This is a genomic window from Rhodovulum marinum, from assembly GCF_004343075.1.
GTDB classification, from domain to species: domain Bacteria; phylum Pseudomonadota; class Alphaproteobacteria; order Rhodobacterales; family Rhodobacteraceae; genus Rhodovulum; species Rhodovulum marinum.
The window spans coordinates 135123-155892 of sequence record NZ_SLXP01000007.1; the positions used below are offsets into that span (position 1 = coordinate 135123).

General features: G+C 69.3%; 22 protein-coding genes. 14 read left to right on the forward strand and 8 right to left on the reverse strand.

Annotated elements, in window-relative coordinates:
* The first annotated feature begins 121 nt into the window (after positions 1-121).
* From EV662_RS12170 to rnhA, 6 genes are all read left to right on the forward strand, one after another.
* Positions 122-700 (forward strand): LabA-like NYN domain-containing protein, encoded by a 579-nt coding sequence (locus tag EV662_RS12170; protein ID WP_132462636.1) that lies wholly within the window; start codon positions 122-124, stop codon positions 698-700.
* A 66-nt stretch (positions 701-766) separates the two neighbouring features.
* Positions 767-1213 (forward strand): YqaA family protein, encoded by a 447-nt coding sequence (locus EV662_RS12175; RefSeq protein ID WP_132462638.1) that lies wholly within the window; start codon positions 767-769, stop codon positions 1211-1213.
* Between the two features lie 102 nt (positions 1214-1315).
* Positions 1316-2266 carry a 4-hydroxy-3-methylbut-2-enyl diphosphate reductase gene (gene ispH / locus EV662_RS12180; RefSeq protein WP_132462641.1) on the forward strand — a complete coding sequence of 317 codons (951 nt, stop codon included), beginning with the start codon at positions 1316-1318 and terminating at the stop codon, positions 2264-2266.
* Positions 2267-2314: 48 nt separating this feature from the next.
* Positions 2315-2764 carry a DUF3429 domain-containing protein gene (locus tag EV662_RS12185; RefSeq protein WP_132462885.1) on the forward strand — a complete coding sequence of 150 codons (450 nt, stop codon included), beginning with the start codon at positions 2315-2317 and terminating at the stop codon, positions 2762-2764.
* Positions 2761-3360 (forward strand): class I SAM-dependent methyltransferase, encoded by a 600-nt coding sequence (locus EV662_RS12190; RefSeq protein WP_132462644.1) that lies wholly within the window; start codon positions 2761-2763, stop codon positions 3358-3360. The genes EV662_RS12185 and EV662_RS12190 overlap by 4 nt, the downstream gene beginning before the upstream one ends.
* Before the next feature lie 51 nt (positions 3361-3411).
* Positions 3412-3864, forward strand: a complete 453-nt coding sequence (rnhA, locus tag EV662_RS12195) for a ribonuclease HI (protein ID WP_132462648.1) — start codon at positions 3412-3414, stop codon at positions 3862-3864.
* 52 nt (positions 3865-3916) lie between these two features.
* Here the strand turns inward: rnhA and EV662_RS12200 are convergent, their stop codons facing one another.
* Positions 3917-4723, reverse strand: a complete 807-nt coding sequence (locus tag EV662_RS12200; RefSeq protein ID WP_132462651.1) for an HTD2 family dehydratase — start codon at positions 4721-4723, stop codon at positions 3917-3919.
* 41 nt (positions 4724-4764) lie between these two features.
* Between EV662_RS12200 and EV662_RS12205 the strand changes: the two genes are divergently transcribed.
* On the forward strand, positions 4765-5166 hold the full coding sequence (locus EV662_RS12205) for a VOC family protein (protein WP_132462654.1): 402 nt from the start codon (positions 4765-4767) through the stop codon (positions 5164-5166).
* Here EV662_RS12205 and EV662_RS12210 read toward each other — a convergent pair.
* Complete coding sequence (locus EV662_RS12210; protein WP_132462657.1) at positions 5163-5705, reverse strand: NADPH-dependent FMN reductase; 543 nt, start codon at positions 5703-5705, stop codon at positions 5163-5165. The genes EV662_RS12205 and EV662_RS12210 overlap by 4 nt on opposite strands.
* Positions 5706-5823: 118 nt before the next feature.
* On the opposite strand from EV662_RS12210, the gene EV662_RS12215 reads away from it, so the two are divergent.
* Positions 5824-7479, forward strand: coding sequence for a thiamine pyrophosphate-binding protein (locus EV662_RS12215; RefSeq protein ID WP_132462660.1), 1656 nt, complete (start codon positions 5824-5826; stop codon positions 7477-7479).
* A 221-nt stretch (positions 7480-7700) separates the two neighbouring features.
* Here the strand turns inward: EV662_RS12215 and EV662_RS12220 are convergent, their stop codons facing one another.
* Both EV662_RS12220 and EV662_RS12225 read right to left on the reverse strand, forming a co-directional pair.
* Complete coding sequence (locus EV662_RS12220) at positions 7701-8393, reverse strand: aspartate/glutamate racemase family protein (protein WP_132462663.1); 693 nt, start codon at positions 8391-8393, stop codon at positions 7701-7703.
* Between the two features lie 96 nt (positions 8394-8489).
* Positions 8490-9704: a TsoY family (seleno)protein gene (locus EV662_RS12225; protein WP_132462666.1), complete on the reverse strand. Its 1215-nt coding sequence runs from the start codon at positions 9702-9704 to the stop codon at positions 8490-8492.
* A gap of 125 nt (positions 9705-9829) precedes the next feature.
* Here EV662_RS12225 and EV662_RS12230 point away from each other — a divergent pair, with 125 nt between their 5' ends.
* Positions 9830-10123 carry a hypothetical protein gene (locus EV662_RS12230; RefSeq protein ID WP_132462669.1) on the forward strand — a complete coding sequence of 98 codons (294 nt, stop codon included), beginning with the start codon at positions 9830-9832 and terminating at the stop codon, positions 10121-10123.
* On the opposite strand, the gene EV662_RS12235 is transcribed toward EV662_RS12230, so the two are convergent.
* The gene (locus EV662_RS12235; protein ID WP_132462671.1) at positions 10093-10593 is read right to left on the reverse strand and encodes a GNAT family N-acetyltransferase; all 501 of its coding nucleotides are present in this window, start codon (positions 10591-10593) and stop codon (positions 10093-10095) included. The genes EV662_RS12230 and EV662_RS12235 overlap by 31 nt on opposite strands.
* 200 nt (positions 10594-10793) lie before the next feature.
* On the opposite strand from EV662_RS12235, the gene smc reads away from it, so the two are divergent.
* Positions 10794-14252, forward strand: coding sequence for a chromosome segregation protein SMC (gene smc / locus EV662_RS12240; protein ID WP_132462674.1), 3459 nt, complete (start codon positions 10794-10796; stop codon positions 14250-14252).
* 436 nt (positions 14253-14688) lie between these two features.
* Here the strand turns inward: smc and EV662_RS12245 are convergent, their stop codons facing one another.
* The 3 genes from EV662_RS12245 to EV662_RS12255 form a co-directional block, all read right to left on the reverse strand.
* Positions 14689-15870 (reverse strand): lytic murein transglycosylase, encoded by a 1182-nt coding sequence (locus EV662_RS12245; RefSeq protein WP_132462677.1) that lies wholly within the window; start codon positions 15868-15870, stop codon positions 14689-14691.
* A 63-nt stretch (positions 15871-15933) separates the two neighbouring features.
* Entirely contained in the window at positions 15934-16923 is a 990-nt protein-coding gene (locus EV662_RS12250) for a glutathione S-transferase family protein (protein WP_132462680.1), read from the reverse strand.
* Between the two features lie 86 nt (positions 16924-17009).
* Positions 17010-18179: a MalY/PatB family protein gene (locus EV662_RS12255; protein ID WP_132462682.1), complete on the reverse strand. Its 1170-nt coding sequence runs from the start codon at positions 18177-18179 to the stop codon at positions 17010-17012.
* 102 nt (positions 18180-18281) lie between these two features.
* Between EV662_RS12255 and def (EV662_RS12260) the strand changes: the two genes are divergently transcribed.
* Genes def (EV662_RS12260) through fmt form a run of 4 tightly spaced genes read left to right on the forward strand, consistent with a single transcriptional unit; the run spans position 18282 to position 20699 of the window.
* Positions 18282-18806, forward strand: a complete 525-nt coding sequence (gene def, locus EV662_RS12260) for a peptide deformylase (RefSeq protein ID WP_132462685.1) — start codon at positions 18282-18284, stop codon at positions 18804-18806.
* A complete protein-coding gene (gene def / locus EV662_RS12265) occupies positions 18806-19300 on the forward strand; it encodes a peptide deformylase (protein WP_132462688.1) in 495 nt (164 codons plus the stop codon). The genes def (EV662_RS12260) and def (EV662_RS12265) overlap by 1 nt, the downstream gene beginning before the upstream one ends.
* Complete coding sequence (gene def, locus EV662_RS12270; protein ID WP_132462691.1) at positions 19297-19800, forward strand: peptide deformylase; 504 nt, start codon at positions 19297-19299, stop codon at positions 19798-19800. The genes def (EV662_RS12265) and def (EV662_RS12270) overlap by 4 nt, the downstream gene beginning before the upstream one ends.
* On the forward strand, positions 19800-20699 hold the full coding sequence (gene fmt, locus EV662_RS12275; protein WP_132462694.1) for a methionyl-tRNA formyltransferase: 900 nt from the start codon (positions 19800-19802) through the stop codon (positions 20697-20699). The genes def (EV662_RS12270) and fmt overlap by 1 nt, the downstream gene beginning before the upstream one ends.
* Positions 20700-20770 lie beyond the last annotated feature (71 nt).

Consider the following 20770-nt stretch of genomic DNA (forward strand, 5'->3'; position numbering starts at 1 on the left):
TTGCGGCATTCGACTCGATCCTTAGATTTCGCGGACGGCCCGCAGCGCTTTGTATTTCAGTGCGCATTGTTCCAACCACTCACGAACTTCCGTGTTGCGGGCACATTGAAAAGGAGCCCGAATGTTTTACAGAGATGAACGCCTGGCGCTTTTCATCGACGGCTCGAACCTCTACGCGGCCGCCAAGGCGCTGGAGTTCGACATCGACTACAAACTCTTGCGGCAGGAATTCATGCGTCGTGGCAAGCTGTTGCGCGCATTCTATTACACCGCGCTGCTGGACAACGACGACTACTCGCCAATCCGCCCCCTTGTCGACTGGCTGAACTACAACGGCTTCACCATGGTGACGAAGCCGGCCAAGGAATACACCGACAGCCAGGGCCGCCGTAAGGTCAAGGGCAACATGGATATCGAACTGACGGTCGATGCCATGGAACTCGCCCCGCGGGTCGATCACATCGTGTTGTTCTCGGGCGATGGCGACTTCAAGCCGCTGGTCGAAAGCCTGCAACGCCAGGGCGTGCGCGTGTCGGTCGTCTCGACGATCCGCAGTTCGCCGCCGATGATCGCCGACGAGTTGCGCCGCCAGGCCGACAATTTCATCGAGCTCGACGAGCTGAAGGAAGTGATCGGTCGCCCCCCCCGCGAACCGCGCGAGCCGCGCGAAAACCGGGCCGAGGCGCAACAGGACGGATAGGCGGGCGGGCCGCCCCTCCGGCCTGTCCTTGAAAACCGGGCCCGGCATCGCATCTGGTGAACCGCCATGCCGGGCTCGACCATCCTTCTGCAGCTTGCCACGCTTTTCGCCGCCGCCTTCGGCGCGGCCACCGTCCTGCCCTTCCAGTCCGAAGTCGTCTTCGTCGCGCTGCAACTGGCCGGCGACATCGCCCCCGTCTGGCTGGTGCTGGTGGCCAGCGTGGGCAACGTGCTGGGCGCGGTCGTGAATTACGTGCTGGGCCGCTGGGTCGAACATTTCCGCGGCCGGCGCTGGTTCCCCGTCTCGACCCGCCAGCTGGCCCGCGCCCAGCATTGGTATGCCCGCTGGGGCGTCTGGACTCTCTTGCTGTCCTGGGCGCCGCTGGGCGATGCCTTTACCGTGGTCGCGGGCATGATGCGCACGCCGGCCTGGCTGTTCCTGCTGCTGGTCACGCTCGCCAAGACCGGCCGCTATGCCGTGCTGGCCTGGGCCACCGCCGCCGCCGCGGGCTAGGCCGCGCCCCACCTGCGGCGATTTATGGTCCCGCGCGGCCCGCCCCGGGGCTGGACGCGAAACGCCCATGGGTTTACCTCTTGGGACGACAGGAGAAACGCCATGACCAAGCCCCCGCTGACCCTTTACCTGGCCGCGCCGCGCGGCTTTTGCGCCGGTGTCGACCGCGCGATCAAGATCGTCGAGATGGCCTTGGAGAAATGGGGCCCGCCGGTCTATGTCCGCCACGAGATCGTGCACAACAAGTTCGTCGTCGACGGGCTGCGCGAAAAGGGCGCCGTGTTCGTCGAGGAACTGGACGAATGCCCGGTCGACCGCCCGGTGATCTTTTCCGCCCACGGCGTGCCGAAATCCGTGCCCGAAGAGGCGAAGCGGCGCGAGATGATCTATGTCGACGCGACCTGCCCGCTGGTCTCCAAGGTGCATCTCGAGGCCGCGCGCCACCACGAGAACGGCAAGCAGATCGTGATGATCGGACATCGCGGCCACCCCGAGACGATCGGCACCATGGGCCAGCTGCCCGAGGGCGAGGTGCTGCTGATCGAGACCGCCGAAGAGGTCGCCGGGCTGACCCCGCGCGACCCCGACCAGCTGGCCTATATCACCCAGACCACCCTGTCGATCGACGACACCGCGGGCGTGGTCAAGGCGCTTGAGGCACGGTTCCCCAATATCGAGGGCCCCCACAAGGAAGACATCTGCTACGCCACCACCAACCGCCAGGGCGCGGTCAAGGCGCTGGCACCCAAGGTGCAGGCGATCCTGGTGATCGGCGCGCCGAACTCGTCGAACTCGCGCCGCCTGGTCGAGGTGGGCGCCGCGGCGGGCTGCCAGTATTCGCAACTCGTCCAGCGCGCCACCGATATCGACTGGCGCGCGCTCGAAGGTTGTTCCGCCGTGGGCCTGACCGCGGGCGCCTCGGCCCCCGACGTGCTGGTCGACGAGGTGGTGCAGGCCTTTGCCGACCGGTTCGACCTGACCGTCGAACCCGTCGTCACCGCCACCGAAAGCATCGAGTTCCGCCTGCCCCGCATCGTGCGCGAACCGGCATAAGGGGCGCAGGCCTGCCCGGGCCCGCCGCATGAAGGATTCGGAGTGACCATGAAACAGGTGCCGCTGTCCGCCCTGGTGTTGGGGCTTGCCGGGCTGATCCCGTTCCTCTGGGGCGCGGGCACGGTGCTGGCGCCCGGGCTTTACGATTTCGCGCTGGCCAACCTGGGCCCGCGCTTCATGGGCATCTACGTGCTGAACTTCTACGGCACGATCATCCTGGCCTTCATGTCCGGCGTGCTCTGGGGATTCGCCACCAAGGCCGAAGGGGCGCGGGCCGGCATCGCCTTCACGCTGTCGGTGATCCCCGCGCTCTGGGCGTTCTTCATGGTGGGCGGCGGGCCCGAGGGCTCGATCATCGCGCTGATCGCGGGTTATGCCGGGCTTTTGCTGTTGGACGCCTTCTTCTGGAAGATCAACCTGGCGCCCAAATGGTGGATGGGGCTGCGCATCCCGCTGACCGCCGTGGTCGTCCTCTGCCTCGCCGTGCCGCTGCTGTGACCGGGCCCGACGCAGAAACGCTCGCGGTCTATTCCGCCCGCGCCAGCGACTATTCCGAGATCCATCACGGCGACGTGGCGCAGTCGGTGCTGACCGCCTTCATCGGCGCACTGCCGCCGGGCGGGGCGGCGCTGGACCTCGGCTGCGGGCCGGGCTGGGGCGCGGCGGCGATGCGCGACGCGGGGCTGTCCGTCACCGCGATGGACGCCTGCCCCGAGATGGCCCGGGTCGCCCGCGACCGCTATGGGCTGACCGTGCAGGTCGGAAGTTTCGACGACCTCGATTTCCGGGCCGCCTTCGACGGGGTCTGGGCCAGCTTCTGCCTGTTGCACGCGCCCCGCGCCGCCCTGCCCCGGCACCTGTCTGCGATCCACTGCGCCCTCAGGCCCGGCGGGCGGGTCATGGTGGCGATGAAACTGGGCACGGGCGAGGCGCGCGACAGCATCGGTCGGCTTTACACCTATGTCACCCGCGACGAACTTCGTGGGCTTCTGGGCGCCGCGGGCTTCGCCCCCGAGGCCGAGGTGACCGAACCCTCGGTCGGCTTCGACGGCACCCCCTGCGACGTGATCTTCCTGACCGCCCGGCGCGATTGACGCCCCCGCCCGCGCCCCCTAAACCCGCGCGGGCCAAGAGACGGAGCGACCATGGCCGAGCTTTTCGCCTATACAGACGGCGCCTGCAGCGGAAACCCCGGCCCGGGCGGCTGGGGCGTGCTGTTGCAGGCGAAAGAGGGCGAAACGGTCGTCAAGGAGCGCACCCTCTCGGGCGGCGAGGCCACGACCACCAACAACCGGATGGAACTCCTGGCCGCGATCAACGCGCTGGAAAGCCTGACGCGCCCCACCGCCATCACCATCGTCACCGACAGCGCCTATGTGAAGAACGGCGTCACCGGCTGGATCCATGGCTGGAAGCGGAACGGCTGGAAGACGGCGGCGAAAAAGCCGGTGAAGAACGTGGAACTGTGGCAGCGGCTGGACGACGCGCAGGCCCGCCACCAGGTGCGCTGGGAATGGGTCAAGGGCCATGCCGGCCACCCCGAGAACGAACGCGCGGACGAGCTGGCGCGGGCGGGCATGGCGCCCTACAAGCCCTGAGCGGCGCGCGGGCGGCCCCTGCGGGATTTGAGTATTTGCGCCAAGAAAAAGATCAGGCGTGGATCGCCTCGGCCGACATGCAAAGCCGGTTGCCGGGGCCCTCGATCCAGTAGCTTTCGCCCTTGCGGCAAAGCCAGGCCGGTTCGGTGTCCATCAGGGGCGCATGGGCGCGGAAGGCAAAGGCGCGCAGCGGCGCGCGCGCCTCGGCGGTCAGCATCATGACTTGCGCCAGAAGCGGCCCGTGGACCACCAGCCCGCCATAGCCCTCGACCCGCTGGGCATAGTCGCGGTCGTAGTGGATGCGGTGCCCGTTGAAGGTCAGCGCCGAGTAGCGAAAGAGCAGCGTGGTCGGGAACGCCAGCGCGTCGCGGTCCTCGGCGTCGTCCGGGGCCTCGGGCGGGGCGGGGCGGGGCGCGGCGGGGTGGGGATCCTCGCGATAGACCAGGTCCTGGTGTTCGCTGACCCTCAGCACCCCGCTTTGCACGATGTCGTGGCGCAGCGTGACGAAGGCCAGCGGCCCGCTGCGCCCGGATTTTTCCTCGACCTTTACGAGGGTGGTCGTCTTTTCGGCGGGGATTCCCAGCCGGAGCGACCCGTAGAAGGTCAACCGCCCCCCCGCCCACATCCGGCGCGGCAGGCCGAGATCGGGGATGAAATCGCCGACCCGGGGGTGTCCGTCGCGGCCCAGCGCGCCGGGCGGGCGCGCGTCCCAGAAATAGACCTGGTGAAAGAAGGGCGGCAGCACCGCATGCCCCCGCAGCGGCGGGCCGCCCAGGTCCAGCGCCGCCTGCAGCGCGGCGGCGCGCGGCGGATCCATCGCGTCGCGAAGGATTTGCGTCGGGGCGGCGGGCTCGTCCATGGTCGGCACGCTAGCCGCAGCCGCAGGGGGGCGCAACACGCATGGCACCGCAAGTTTCCGCACTCGACCACCTGGTCCTGACCGTCTCCGATCCCGAGGCGAGCGTGGCGTTCTATACCCGTGTGCTGGGGATGCGCGCGGAACGGTTCCTGCCCGCCGATGGCACCACCCGGACCGCCCTGCTGTTCGGCGCGCAGAAGATCAACCTGCATGTCGCGGGCAGCGAGTTCGCGCCGCACGCCCGCGCGCCGCGCCCCGGCAGCGCGGACCTCTGTTTCCTCAGCCCCGCGCCGCTCTCGGACTGGCGGGCGCATCTGGGGGCGCTGGGCGTCGCGGTCGAGGAAGGCCCCGTGCCCCGCACCGGCGCCACCGGGCCGATCCTGTCGATCTACGTCCGCGACCCGGACGGCAACCTGATCGAGATCGCCAATCCTGCCCCCTAGCGTCCGATCTCGGCCTTCAGCGCCGCCATCAACTCCTCCAGCAGCTTCTGCCCGACCTCGTTGGTCAGCCGCCCCTCCGCGTCGAATTGCTGGCTGGCGTTGCCCACCATCACCTCGGGCCCCTGCAACAGGCGCGGGCGGAACGCCACCAGGCAATGGCGCAGCGCGAATTGCGTGCGCGGCCCGCCCGCGGCCCCCGCCGCCGCCGACAGGATCGCCACCGGCTTGTCCGCCCAGGGGGTGCCCTTGGTTCGGCTGACCCAGTCCAGCGCGTTCTTCAGCACGCCCGAGATCGACTTGTTGTATTCCGGCCCCGCGATCACCACCGCATCCGCCGCCGCGATCTGGTCGGCCAGCCGCTGCACCTCGGGCGGGATGCCCTGCGTGGCCTCGATGTCGCCGTCATAGAGCGGCAGCCGCAGATCCGCCTCGGTGAACGCCTCGGGGTCGAAGATCCGCGCCGCCTCGCGCATCAGCTTGGTGTTGAAGGACTCCCGCCGCAGCGACCCCGAAATCCCCAAAAGCCTGTGTTTGGCCATGCCGTCCCTCCGTTCCCATGTCACCCCAAAGCTAACCCGCCCGCGCGGCAGAGCAACCGGCTTGCCCCTGCCGCGGGCTTGACGCAGGGTGCGCGGCAAACGGAACGGAGGGTGGAACATGGCGCGGCATGGCGGGCGCATCCTGGCGGATCAGCTGGCGATTCAGGGGGTGAAACGGGTCTTTTCGGTCCCGGGCGAAAGCTTTCTCGCCGCGCTGGACGGGCTGTATGACGCCGGTATTCCCAACATCGTCTGCCGGCACGAGGGCGGCGCCGCGATGATGGCCGAGGCCCATGGCAAGATGACCGGCCAGCCCGGCGTGCTGTTCGTCACCCGCGGGCCGGGGGCGTCGAACGCGGCCAGCGGGCTGCATGTCGCGCGGCAGGATTCGACGCCGATGGTGGTCTTCGTGGGCCAGATCGCGCGCGCCGACCGCGACCGCGAGGCGTTTCAAGAGGTCGATTACCGCCGCTTCTTCGGCCCGCTGGTGAAATGGGCCGCCGAGGTCGATCAGACAGAACGCCTGCCCGAATACATCTCGCACGCCTTCCACGTGGCGACGTCCGGCCGGCCCGGCCCGGTGGTCCTCGCCCTGCCCGAGGACATGCTGAGCGCGGCCGCCGACGTGCCCGACATCGCGCCCCCCGCCCGCATCGCCGCCGAGGCAAGCCCGGCCCAGGTCGCGGCCATCACCGAGGCACTGGCCAAGGCCCGGCGCCCGCTGGTCGTGGCCGGCGGGCCGCACTGGTCGCCCGAGGCCGCCGCCCAGCTGGCCGGGTTCGCCGAGGGCTTCGATGTGCCGGTGGCGGTGACCTTCCGCCGCCAGGGTCACATGGACAACCGCCATTCCCATTACGTGGGCGACCTGGGCGTGGGGATGAACCCGAAACTGGGCGCCCGGCTGACCCAGGCCGACCTGGTCCTGGCCCTCGGCACCCGGCTGGGCGATACCGCGACCAACGGCTACACGCTGCTCGATCCCACCCGCCCCGGCCCGCGCATCGTCCATGTCCATCCCGACCCGGATGAGCTGGGCCGGGTCTGGCGCCCCGATCCGGGCATCGCCCTGCCCGCCCCCGCCATGGTGGCGGCGCTGGCCGCCCTGCCCGCCCGCCCCGGCCCCTGGGCCGCGTGGACCGCCGCCGCCCGCGCCGAGTACGACGCCTGGACCACGCCCCGGGAAACCCCCGGCGCGGTCAAGATGGAACAGGTCATCGCCTGGTTGTCCCGCCACCTGCCCGAGGACGCCATCGTGACCAACGGCGCGGGCAATTACGCGGCCTTCCTGCACCGCTATTTCGCGTTCAAGGGGTTTGGCACCCAGCTTGCCCCCACCTCGGGCTCGATGGGCTACGGCTTTCCCGCGGCGATCTCGGCCAGCCTCGAACACCCGGACCGCCCGGTGATCTGCCTTGCGGGCGACGGCTGTTTCCAGATGACCCTGAACGAGATGTCGACCGCCGTGCAGCACGGCGCCAAGGTGGTGGTGATCGTCGCCAACAATGGCCGCTACGGCACGATCCGCATGCACCAGGAACGCACCTATCCGGGGCGCGTCAGCGGCACGGACCTCGCCAATCCCGACTATCCGGCGCTGGCGCGGGCCTATGGCGGCGACGGCGTCACGGTCGCCGAGCAGGCGGATTTCCCCGCCGCGATGGAGCGTGCGCTGGCGGCGGAAACGCCCTTCGTGGTGGAACTGAGGCTCGACCCCGAGGCGCTGGCCACCGGCTTTACCCTGTCCGAGGCGCGGGCGATGGGCGAGGGCCGCTAGGCATCGGGCGGCACGGGATCATCTGATCCTTCGGGTTTCGCCTCGCTGCGCGAGGCGACCGGCGCCGGGGGCTGCGCCCCCGGCGGTCTGGCGTTGCACGGATGCGATCGGGGCCGCACCTGTCCGGGGCTCTGCCGGTTCACCCGCGAAACACGCCCCCGGCGCGTTTCCGCAAAGACGGTTCACCCCTCCCCGCGGGGTAGGGCGCGGCCCTGTCCGACCTACCCCGCCAGCGCCCGATCCAGCGCCGCGGCGCAATGCACTTGCGTGGTGTCGAACACCGGCACCGGCACGTTGCCCGCGTTCAACAGCAGCCCCACCTCGGTGCAGCCCAGGATCAGGCAATCCGCCCCGCGTTTCGCCAACCGCATCGCGATGCCCTCATAGGCCGCGCGGCTTTCGTCGCGGATCTCGTCCAGGCACAGCTCGTCATAGATGATCCGGTGCGTCTCGGCGCGGTCCTCGGGGCCGGGCAGCATCGGCGCCAGACCCGCCGCCCGCAGCCGGTCGGTGTAAAACGTCTGCTCCATCGTATAGGCCGTGGCCATCAGGCCCGGCCTGGCCAGACCCGCCGCCCGGATCGCCGCCGCCGTGGCATCCGCGATATGCAGAAACGGGATCGAAACGCCGTCCATCATCGGCTCGGCCAGCTTGTGCATCGTGTTGGTGGCCAGGATCAGCAGGTCGGCCCCCCCGGCCTCCAGCGCGCGCGCCTCGCGGTTCAACAGGGCGCCCGCCGCCTCCCAGTCGCCCCTGGCCTGCATGTCCTCGATCACCGCGAAATCCAGCGACCGGATCAACAGCTCGGCCGAATGCAGCCCGCCCAGCCGGTCCCGCGCGCCGCGGTTCAGCGCGTCATAGTAAAGCGCCGTGGACGAGGCGGACATGCCGCCCAGGATGCCGATGGTTTTCATGTGCCCTGCTCCTTTTGCGCCGGTCATCGGCCAGACCGCGCCCGGACACAAGGCGGCACGGCGAACGGGGCGACCCATCGGCCGCCCCTTGCCGGTTCACTCGGCGGGCACCGCCGCCGCGCCGCGCGACCGGCCGAAATGCCGCCGGTTCAGGTGGAAGGTGAACCACACCATCACGACCTGGATCGTCACGGACAGCGCCGACACCGCCCAGTACCCGGCCGAGAACTTGGCCACCAGGCCCGAGGCCACCAGCCCCTGGTTCAGCCAGAAATGCAGCATCACCGACAGCGCCACGCCCGGGCAGATCAGCGCATAGGCCCCCGCCGAATCGCCCTGACCAAAGACGAAGGCCCGCCAGTATCCCTGCCGGTTCAGCACCACGAAACCCAGCAGCAGAAAGATCACCTGCACCGCCATCAGCCGCGACAGGAACACCAGCGTTTCCACCGCCGCGCCCTCGGCGCCGAAGGTGTGCATCATCCCGTGTTCCTGCCGCAGGAACATGATGCCCAGCACCGTCATGATCGGGATCACCACCAACAGCGTCGGCCCCGATTCCCGCGCGGTACCGTAATGCAGCATCGAGTTGAACCCGGTGATCGCGGCCACCACCGCGTACAGAATCGCCGCCACCCCGAAAAAGGTCGACCCGATCAGGCTGATCCCCGCGGTCAGCGGCACGGTGCTCATCGCCGCGGGGGCGGCGAACCCTACCGCCACCATCGACAGCGCGAAGGCCGGCAGAAGCTGGGCGAACGAGTTATGCGCGGTCACGTCGAACACGCCGCCCTTGGTCAGCACCCGGCCGAAGAAATGGCCCAACTGCCGGAACGCCAGCACCCCGATCGCGCCGAAGGCGATCAACGCCATGGGAAACAGGTATTCCACCACGCCCCACAGCCCCGGCACGAAGGCCAGCCCCAGCACGAAGCCCACGTTCACGCTCATCGCCAGCGCCAGCGGCATCGCCAGCAACTGGGTTTCGGCATTGGTGGTGGTCAGTTCCTCCCATTCGGGCGTGCCCTTCAGGCGGCGGTATTGCGCGATGTTCCAGATCAGCAGCCGGATGTTGTGGAACGCCAGCACCGCGATGCCGACATAGGCAACCGCGATCATCCCCTGGGTCAGGAGACCGCCGCCAAGAAAGGCGCGGGCGATATCCTCGAACACCGGGACGGGCTGGCCCGGGTGCGGCACCCAGAAGAACAGGTACATGAAGAACGTCACCGCCAGGCCCCCGGCCCCCAGCGAGGCCAGGAAGTACAGCGGCGAATACCGGTCGGCGGGGCGCAAGGCCGTCGATGTCATGGGGAACTCCGATTCATATTCAATGTTTCGAATGTGACTTAAACCGATATTGAAGATATTGCAAATACCTTCCGCGCATCGCCGTCGTTAACCGCCCGTTAACCGCGATCTGGCCCGATGGCGCCATGCTGCGCGCCGCCCCGATCCTGCTGGTCCTTGCCCTTGCCGCCTGCGATTCGCCCGGCCCCGGTTTCGCCGCGCTGCCCGGCACGCGGGTCACGGTGGACGGGTCCACCTTTGCCGTCCGGCGCAACGGCAACACCGCCCAGGCGATCCGGCTGAACATGGAACGGCGCGCGGGCGTCATGGCGCGCGGCTTCGTCGCGATCGAACAGGCGACCGGCTGCCAGGTGCGGCCCGGCACGTTGTCGGGCGATCCGGCGGTGATCTACGCCGAACTGACCTGCGCCGCGCGCTGAGGCCCCCGCAGCACCAGCCCGATCCGCTTTTCCATGAACATGTTCGACGCGATGTCCGGATAGCCGCCGAACGGCCCGCATTCCTCGAACCCCAGCCGCCGGTACAGCGCCACCGCCGCCGCCAGCGCCGCGCCCGTCTCCAGCCGCAGACAGCCCAGCCCCAGGTCGCGCGCGGCCTGTTCCAGCACCTCCATCAGCGCGCGCCCGATGCCGCGCCCGCGCAGGCCCGCATCGACATACAGCCGCTTGACCTCGCCATAGGTGAACGCGTCCACCAGCGCGACACAGCCCACCGGCGCCCCGTCCGCCCGCGCGACCAGGAATTGCGTGTTCCGCGTCGCCAATTCCTCGGCCGAAAAGCTGAAACATTCCTCGGGCGGGTAGACGGCGCGCAGGGCCGCCTCGCTGGCCTCGATCAACGCCCGGCCATCGGCCGACAGGGGCGTTTCGGTCGCGATCGTGATGGGCATGGGCAGCTCCCTCTCGCAATGGTTGACGATATCGGCCAGCCGCGCGCAGCGGTCAAGCGGGCGCGCCGCCGCGCCGCGGCGAACAATATCTTGTGGAAAACCCGCCCTCTTTGGCCAGATGATGGGGCCTGCGCTTGACTCTGCGGGGAACCGGCCAAAGGATCGGGGGACCACGCGGGAATCAGGACAGGACACCCCCCTTGCGGTTCACCCGGCTCAAGCTCAACGGCTTCAAAAGCTTCGTCGACCCCACCGACCTGGTGATCGCCGAGGGGCTGACGGGCGTTGTCGGCCCGAACGGCTGCGGCAAGTCGAACCTGCTCGAAGCCTTGCGCTGGGTGATGGGCGAAAACCGCCCCTCGGCGATGCGCGGCGGCGGGATGGAGGACGTGATCTTCGCCGGCGCGGCCACCCGGCCCGCCCGCAACTTCGCCGAGGTCAGCCTTCAGATCGACAATTCCGAACGGCTGGCCCCGGCCGAATTCAACGATTCCGACATTCTCGACGTGGTCCGCCGGATCACCCGCGACGCAGGCAGCGCCTACAAGATCGGCGGCAAGGACGTGCGCGCCCGCGACGTGCAGATGCTGTTCGCCGACGCCTCGACCGGCGCCCATTCCCCCGCACTGGTCCGCCAGGGCCAGATCTCGGAACTGATCAACGCCAAGCCGCGCAACCGCCGCCGCATCCTCGAAGAGGCCGCCGGCATCTCGGGCCTGTATCAGCGCCGCCACGAGGCCGAACTGAAACTGAACGGCGCCGAACAGAACCTCTCGCGCGTCGACGACGTGATCGAACAACTGGCCCAGCAACTGGCGCAACTGGCCCGACAGGCCCGCCAGGCCGCCCGCTACCGCGCCATCGCCGAGGACTTGCGCCGCGCCGAGGGCATGCTGTTGTTCCGCCGCTGGCAAGAGGCCGACGCCGCCCGCGCCGCCACCGAAACCCAGCTGACCGACCGCACCCGCGCCGCCGCCGCCGCCGAGGCCGCCGCCCGCGAGGCCGCCCGCGCGCGCGACACCGCCGAAGAGGCCCTGCCCCCCCTGCGCGAGGAAGAGGCCATCGCCTCGGCGATCCTGCAACGCCTCACCGTCCAGCGCGACACCCTGGCCGAGGAAGACGCCCGCGCCCGCGCCGCCATCGAAACCCTGACCGGCCGGATCGCGCAACTGGGCCGCGATATCGACCGCGAAACCGGCCTGAACCGCGACGCAGGCGACACCATCGCCCGGCTGGACGCCGAAAAGGCCGCGCTGGAAACCGCCCATGACGGCCATGACGCCGCGCTGGAAGCGGCCGCCGCCGCCGCGCAAGAGGCCGCCGCCGTGCTGCGCGACCGCGAGGACGTGCTGGGCCAGAAGACCGAGGACATGGCCCGCCTGTCCGCCCGCCACCAATCCGCCCAGCGCCTGCGCGAGGACGCGGCCAAGACCCTGTCGCGCAACGAATCCGAGGCCGCCCGTGCCCGCGCCACCGTGGACGAGGCGCGCGCCGCGCTGGACGAGGCCCGCGCCGCCGTCGACGCCGCCACCGAACGCCAGGCCCAGGCCACCCAGGCCGCCGAAGCCGCCGAAGAGGCGCTGATCGCCGCCGACGAGGCGCGCGACACCGCCCAGGCCCGCGAGGCCGAGGCCCGCGCCGAACAATCCGCAGCCGAAGGCGAGGCCGGCGCGCTGCGCGCCGAGGTGGCCGCCCTGTCCCGGCTGGTCGAGCGTGACACCGCCGAGGGCGGCCAGGTGCTCGACCTTCTGGGCGTCGACAAGGGCTATGAAAAGGCGCTGGGCGCCGCACTGGCCGACGATCTGCGCGCCCCCGCGGTCCAAGCCGACGCCGCCTCGGGCTGGGTCGCGCTGCCGCCCTATGACCGGGCGCAGCCCTTGCCCGACGGCGCCGCGCCGCTGGCCGATCACGTGTCGGTGCCCGACGTCCTGGTGCGCCGCATCGGCCAGATCGGGCTGGTGCCCGACCGCGAAACCGGCGCGCGCCTGCAACCCGCGCTGAAACCCGGCCAGCGCCTTGTCAGCCCGGAGGGCGACCTGTGGCGCTGGGACGGGTTCCGCGCCGGGGCCGAGGACGCGCCCAGCGCCGCCGCCCTGCGCCTGCAACAGCTCAACCGCCTGGTCGAACTGAAACGCGACCTCGAAGAGGCGACCGCCCGCGCCGAGGGCGCCGCGCAGGCCCATGCCGTTCTGGCCGCCCAGCTGGCCGACACCACCGAGGCCGACCGCGCCGCGCGCGAGGCCCGCCGCGCCGCCGACCGCGACCTGGCCGAGGCCGGCCGCGCGCTCTCGCGGGCCGAGGGCGAACGCGACATCGCCGCCAGCAAGCTGGAATCGGCCAAGATGGCCGTTTCCCGCCACGAGGACGAGGCCACCGCCGCCCGCGCCCGCCTGAAAGAGGCCGAAACCGCGCTGGCCGATCTGGGCGATCTCGATGCCGCCCGCGCCGAGGTCGATGACATCAAGACCACGGTCGAGGCCGCGCGGATGACGATGATCGCGCGCCGCGCCGCCCATGACGAGCTGAAGCGCGATGCCGAGGCGCGCGCCCGGCGGCTCTCCGAGATCGCGAAAGAGGCCGCAAGCTGGCGCAGCCGGCTGGAAAACGCCGAAACCCGCATCGCCGAACTGACCGAACGCAAGGCCACGTCCGAGGCCGAGCTGGCCAAGGCCACCGCCGCCCCCGAGGAAATCGCCGCCCGCCGCGCCGAACTGGACGCCGCGATCGACACCGCCGAGACCCGCCGCCAAACCGCCGCCGACGCGCTCGCCGAGGCCGAAGCCGCCCTGCGCGAGACCGACCGCGCCGCCCGCGACGCCGAGCGCGCCGCCGGCGAGGCCCGCGAGGCCCGCGCCGCCGCCCAGGCCCGCGCCGAGGCCGCCCGCGCCACCGTCGCCCAGGCCGCCGCCCGCATCGCCGAAGAGATGGAGACGACGCCCCAGGCGCTGCTCGACACGCTCGACGCCGATCCCGACGCCATGCCCAGCGCCGAGCAGATCGAACACGACGTCACCCGCCTGAAACGCCAGCGCGAGTCGCTGGGCGCGGTGAACCTGCGCGCCGAAGAGGACGCCAAGGCCGTGCAAGAGGAACACGATACCCTCACCGCCGAAAAGCACGACCTCGAAGAGGCGATCAAGGCGCTGCGCGCGGGCATCGCCAGCCTGAACCGCGAGGGGCGCGAACGCCTGCTGACCGCCTTCGAACAGGTCAATTCCAATTTCGGCATGTTGTTCACGCACCTCTTCAACGGCGGCGAGGCCAAGCTGGTGCTGGTCGAATCCGACGACCCGCTCGAGGCGGGCCTGGAAATCATGTGCCAGCCGCCGGGCAAGAAGCTGTCCACGTTGTCGCTTCTGTCGGGGGGCGAACAGACCCTGACGGCGCTGGCGCTGATCTTCGGGGTGTTCCTGTCGAACCCCGCCCCGATCTGCGTTCTCGACGAGGTCGACGCGCCGCTCGACGACGCCAACGTGACCCGCTTCTGCGACCTGCTGGACGAGATGGTGCGCCGCGCCGACACGCGGTTCCTGATCATCACCCACCACGCCATCACCATGAGCCGGATGGACCGGCTGTTCGGCGTGACCATGGGCGAACAGGGCGTCAGCCAGCTGGTCTCGGTCGACCTGAAAAAGGCCGAGGCTCTGGTCGCCTGACCGGCCGCGCCTCGCCCACTCTCCCCCCTTGATTGATCAATGTTTCCTTGTGTGCACTTTGTGCAACAGGTCACCGGGGGCGCACCCCGGCACCGGCAGCACGGTGCGATCAAGGTATTTCTCTTTCTTTGCAAGGGCCTTGGCAGGCTTTCAGCCCCCCGGCGACGCGCTGCCACAGCATCGGCCAAACCTTGCCGATTGCACATGCGTCACCAAAGCGTTAACACTTCGGGACGCCTATTAGGCGTATGGTGCCGTAACGGAACTCGCACATAGGGCGATTTCCGCGTGTTCAGTGACCGCCTCGCAAGAGGGCTTTTCGATGCGTGAATTCCTCGCTCTGGCGATTTTCTTCGCGGCGCTTGCCGTCGCGCCCATCGTTGCCGCGGACGATCCCGCCCCGTCCATGACGGGCGTGCAGACCGGCCCCTAGGCCCTACAACGCGTTCAGCAACGCCCGCGTCGGCCAGGAATCCGCCGGCAGACCCAGGCGTTGCTGTTCCTTTTGCACCGCCGCGCGGGTCATCTCGCCCAGGATGCCGTCGATACCGCCCACGTCATGGCCGCGCGCGGCCAGCTTTTGCTGCAACAGCTTCATCTCGGCCCCCGACAGCCCCGGTTCGGGAGTGCGCGGGTCATAGGGCGGCGCGCCTTCCAGCCGCGTCGCCAGGTAGGCCGCCGTGGTCACATAGACCAGGCTCCGATTCCATTCGAAGAACACCCGGAAATTCGGATAGGCCAGGAACGCGGGCCCGCCCCGCCCCATCGGCAACAGCACCGAGGCCGACAGGTCCGCGGGCCCCAGCCCACCATCGCGCCCCCTGACCCCCAGCGCCGCCCAGTCCGCCACGCTCTTTTCGTGGTCCAGCCCCGTATCGGCCCAGGGCAGCGTGTCGGGAATCACCACCTCCTGTAGCCAGGGCTCGTTCGGCCGCCAGCCCAGGTCGCGCAGCATGTTCGCCCCCGACATAAGCGCATCCGGCGCCGAGGTTTTCAGCCGCACATGCCCGTCGCCATCGCCGTCGATCCCGTTCTTCAGGATATCGGCGGGCAGCATCTGCACCTGCCCGATCTCGCCCGCCCAGGCCCCCGTCGTGCCCGCCGGGTCGAAATCGCCCCGTTCGAAAAGGGTCAGCGCGGCGAAAACCTGCGGGCGGAACAGCTCGGGCCGGCGGCAATCATGCGCCAGCGTCACCAGCGCGTTCAGCGTGTTGAAATCGCCCTGCACCGCGCCGTAATCGGTTTCCAGCGCCCAGAACGCCAGCAGCACGCCGCGCGACACGCCATAGCGCTTTTCGATCACGGTAAAGACGGACCCGTAGCGGTCGGCGTTGCGCCGGCCGTTGTCCAACCGGTTCTGGCTGATCAGCCGGCGCGAGAAATCTATGAAATCGCGCTGGAAGAACCCCTGCGCCCGGTCGCGGCGGATCACCTCGGGGTCGGGGCGCACGGCGGCGAAAAAGCGGTCAACCGACCTGCGGTCATGGCCCAGCGCCGCCGCCTCGTCCTTCAGCCCGGCGACGAACCCGGAAAAGCTGCCCCCGCAGGGCGTGTCGCCCCGCGCGGCGACGGGCAGCGCCAGGGCCAGGCAGGCGGCAAGCGCGGGCACGAAATGCATGGGCGGGCTCCGAAAAGGCTTGTCGCCCAGCACCCTAGCAGCCTTCGGCCCGCTGGCAACCGCTCAGGCGGCGGCCAACCTCTCGCGCCCATGCGGCGCCCACCAGTCGATCACCGGGTTGATCGGGATGATCCGGTTGGGGTTAATCATGTCGTGGCTGTAATGGTAATGGCGCACGATATGGTCGAAATCGACCGTGCCCGCCACGCCCGGCCATTGATACAGCTCGCGCGCATAGGCCCACAGGTTCGGAAAGTCGATCAGCCGGTTGCGGTTGCACTTGAAATGCAGGTGATAGACCGCGTCGAAGCGCGCCAGCGTGGTGAACAGCCGCCAATCGGCCTCGGTCACCCGCTCGCCCACCAGGTAACGCCGCGTGGCCAGCCGGTCCTCCAGCCAGTCGAGGCTGTCGAACAGCGCGCTCACCGCCGCGTCATAGGCCGATTGCGAACTGGCGAACCCCGCCTTGTAGACCCCGTTGTTCACCGTGTCATAGACCCGCGCGTTGACCTCTTCGATCTCGTCGCGCAGCCCCTTGGGCCAGTAATCGTCACGGTTGCCGGTCAGCCCGTCAAAGGCCGAATTGAACATGCGGATGATCTCGGCCGATTCGTTCGACACGATGGTCTGCTGCCGCTTGTCCCACAGAACCGGCACCGTCACCTTGCCCGACACCTTCGGCGCGGCCTTGGTATAGACGTCGCGCAGATAGGGCAGGCCATACAACGTGTCACCCGTCGCACCGGGGAAATCGGTCGAGAAGGTCCAGCCATCGTCCAGCATGTCGGGATGCACGACCGAGACGTCGATATGATCCTCCAGCCCCTTCAGCTGGCGAAAGATCAGCGTGCGGTGCGCCCAGGGGCAGGCCAGCGAGACATACAGGTGATAACGCCCGCTTTCGGCCGCGAACCCGCCCTCGCCGCTGGGCCCCGGGCGGCCATCCGCCGTGATCCAGTTGCGGAACGCCGAGTCCCAGCGCACGAACGCGCCGCCGTGTTTTTCGGTGTCGTACCAGCCGGTTTGCCATTCGCCGTCGATCAGTTGGCCCATGATGCCCTCCTTTTCAGGACATCAGATAGGGCCGGTGTGACCTGTGCATATTCGCAGGGCGCGCGCACGCCCCCTGCATCAGCGCACTATTGCAGGTCGGCGAACGCCTGTTGCAGCCGCTCCACCGCCTCGGCCACCCGGGCGCGCGGCGTGGCCAGGTTGAACCGCAGGAAGCTTTCGCCCCCGGTCCCGAAGGTCGGCCCGTGGTTCACCGCGATCCGCGCGTCGCGTTCCACGCGGGCGGTGAATTCCTCCGCCGCCATGCCGGTGCCCGCGAAATCCACCCAGGCCAGGTAGGTCGATTCCAGCGCCATCGAGGCCAGCCCGGGAATGCCGTTCACCCCCGCGTCGAACAGCCGCCGGTTGCCCTCCAGATAGGCCATCAGCGCGTCGATCCATTCGGCCCCCTCGGGGGAATAGGCCGCCGTCGCCATTTCCATGCCAAAGGAATTGGGCGAAATCCCCAGCGCCCCCATGCGGCCCGCGAACCGCGCGCGCAGCGCCTCGTCGGGGATGATGACATTGCCGATATGGCTGCCCGCGATGTTGAAGCTTTTGGTCGTGGCGCTCATCATCACCAGCCGGTCGCGCACCGCTGGGTCCACCAGGTCCATCACAATGTGCCTTTGCCCCGGATAGACCAGGTCATGGTGAATCTCGTCCGACACCAGCACCAGGTCGTGCCGGCGCGCGAAATCGGCGACGCCCTGCAATTCCGCGCGCGTCCACACCCGCCCGCCGGGATTGTGCGGCGAACACAGGATGACCATCTTCGCGCCCTCGACCATCCCGTCATAGGCGTCGAAATCCATCTCATAGCGGCCACCCGTGTTGACCAGCGGGCATTCCACCACCTTGCGCCCCGCCGCGCGGATCACCCGGGCAAAGGCGTGATAGACCGGCGTGAACAGAACCACCCCGTCGCCGGGCGCGGTGAACGCGTCCACGCACAGACCCGTCCCGTTCACCAGCCCGTGCGTGGTGAAAATCCACGCCGGATCGACGGTCCAGCCGTGGCGCGCCTTCATCCACCAGCCGATCGCCGCCTTGTAGGCGCTGTCATCGCCGAAATAGCCGTAAACCCCGTGCTCGGCCATCTTGCGCACCGCATCGCCCACGCAGGCGGGCGGGCGGAAATCCATGTCGGCCACCCACATCGGAATGCCGTCGGCGGCGGGCACGCCATAGATCGGCTCCATCATGTCCCATTTCATCGAATGGGTGCCGCGGCGCTCGATGATTTCGTCGAAATTCATGGGGGCCTCCTGTCCGTGCGGCGCGACCCTAGCGCCTGAACCCGCGGGCGCAAGCCTTGGTCGCATTGCGCGCGCGCATCGATTCGCCTAAATCCCCTTTCCATGAGCATTCGACCGATCCTGATCCACCCCGACCCGCGCCTGAAAAAGGTGGCCGACCCCGTGTCGGACATCTCGGATGAATTGCAGCGCCTGGCCGAGGACATGCTGGAAACCATGTATGACGCGCCCGGCATCGGGCTGGCCGCGCCGCAGTTGGGCCTGTCGCACCGGCTGATCGTGATGGACTGCGCCAAGGACGAGGGCGCCCGCCCCAACCCCTATGCCATGTTCAACCCCGAGGTCGTCTGGGAATCCGACGATCGCAACATCCACGAGGAAGGCTGCCTGTCGATCCCCGAAACCTATGCCGAGGTCACCCGCCCCGCCGAGGTGATCGTGCGCTGGATCGACCCCTCGGGCGATGCGAAAGAGGACAGGTTCACCGGCCTCTGGGCCACCTGCGTCCAGCACGAGATCGACCATCTCGAGGGCAAGCTGTTCATCGACTACCTCAAGCCGCTGAAACGCCAGCTTATCACCCGCAAGATGCAAAAGCTGAAACGCGAGCGGACCCGGATCGCCTGATGGGCACCCTGCCGATCCTGCGCTGGCCCGACGACAGGCTGCGCACGCCCTGCGCGCCCGTGGGCGAGATCACAGACGATCTGCGCAGCCTCGCCGACGACATGCTGGACACGATGTATGCCGCGCCCGGCCGCGGGCTGGCCGCGCCCCAGGTGGGCGTTCTGAAACGGCTCTTCGTGATGGACCCGAACGGCCGGGCGGGTCCGCGCGCGCCGCGCGTCTTCCTCGACCCGGTGATCGAGGCCCGTTCCGACGACACCGCCACCGGCCCCGAGGGCTGCCTGTCGATCCCGGGCGTCGTCGCCGACGTGGAACGGTCGGTGGAAATCACCGTCCGCTGGCGCGACCTCGACGGCACCGAACTGCGCGAGACGCTGTCCGGCTTCCCCGCGATCTGCGCCCAGCACGAGATCGACCACCTCGACGGCATCGTCACCTTCGACCGCGTCGCGCCCGACCTGCGCGCCGCGCTGGAACAGGCCTATTCCGCATGATCCGCGACATCCTGCAATGGCCCGACAAGCGGCTGTCCACCCCCGCCGAACCCGTGGCCCAGATCACCGACGAGATCCGCGCGATCTGGACCGACATGATCGACACGATGGAGGCGATGCCCGGCCAGGGCGTGGGCCTTGCCGCCAACCAGATCGGCGTGTTGCTGCGGCTGGCCGTTGTCGATTGCTCCGAGGAACGCGGCCAAGCCATCCGCATGGCCAATCCCGAGATCCTGCACGAATCGGTCAAGCTGAACGCCCATGACGAGGCAAGCCCCTGCCTGCCCGGCGTCTGGGCCACGATCAAGCGGCCCCGTGCGGTCACGGTGCGGTTCCTCAACGCCGATGGCGAAACCGAGGACCGGGATTTCGTGAACCTCTGGGCCACCTCGGTCCAGCACCAGATCGACCACCTGAACGGGCGGATGTATTTCGACAACCTCTCGAAACTCAAACGCGACCGCCTGCTGAAGAAGGCCGAAAAGCAAAGGGGCCGCTGATGCGCGTCGTGTTCATGGGCACGCCCGATTTCTCGGTCCCGGTGCTGGATGCGCTGGTGGACGCGGGCCACGAGATCGCCGCCGTCTACTGCCAGCCGCCCCGCCCCGCCGGCCGCGGCAAGAAGGATCGCCCCACCCCCGTCCATGCCCGCGCCACGGCGCTGGGCCTGCCCGTCCGCCACCCCACATCGCTGAAAACCCCCGAGGCGCAGGCCGAGTTCGCCGCGCTGGCCGCCGATATCGCCGTGGTCGTGGCCTATGGCCTGATCCTGCCGCAACCCATCCTCGACGCGCCGCGCAACGGCTGCCTGAACATCCACGCGTCCCTTTTGCCGCGCTGGCGGGGGGCTGCGCCCATTCACCGCGCGATCATGGCGGGCGACGCGGAAACCGGCATCTGCATCATGCGGATGGAGGCCGGGCTGGACACCGGCCCCGTCCTGCTGCGCGAGGCCACCCCGATCGGCGCGCAGGAAACCACCGGCGACCTGCACGACCGGCTGTCGGCCATGGGCGCCCGGCTGATCGTTCAGGCGCTGGACCGCCTGCCCGACCTGACCCCCGCGCCCCAGCCCGATACCGGCGTCACCTATGCCGAAAAGATCGACAAGGCCGAGGCCCGCATCGACTGGACCCGCCCCGCCGCCGATATCGCGCGCCAGGTCAACGGCCTGTCGCCCTTCCCCGGCGCCTGGTGCGAGGCGGGCGGCGAACGGCTGAAACTGCTGCGCGCCCGCACCGTGCCGGGCCAGGGCGCGCCCGGCACCGTGCTCGACGGGCTGCGAATCGCCTGCGGCACCGGCGCGGTCGAGATCACCCAGGCCCAGCGCCAGGGCAAACGCCCCATGCAGGCGGCCGAGATCCTGAGCGGCCTGACCCTGCCCGACCGGCTGGACTGACACCCCCGCGCCACGCCGCGAACACGACTCCGCGATGACGGATTGCCGCAAAGCCGCACAGGTGACATGCT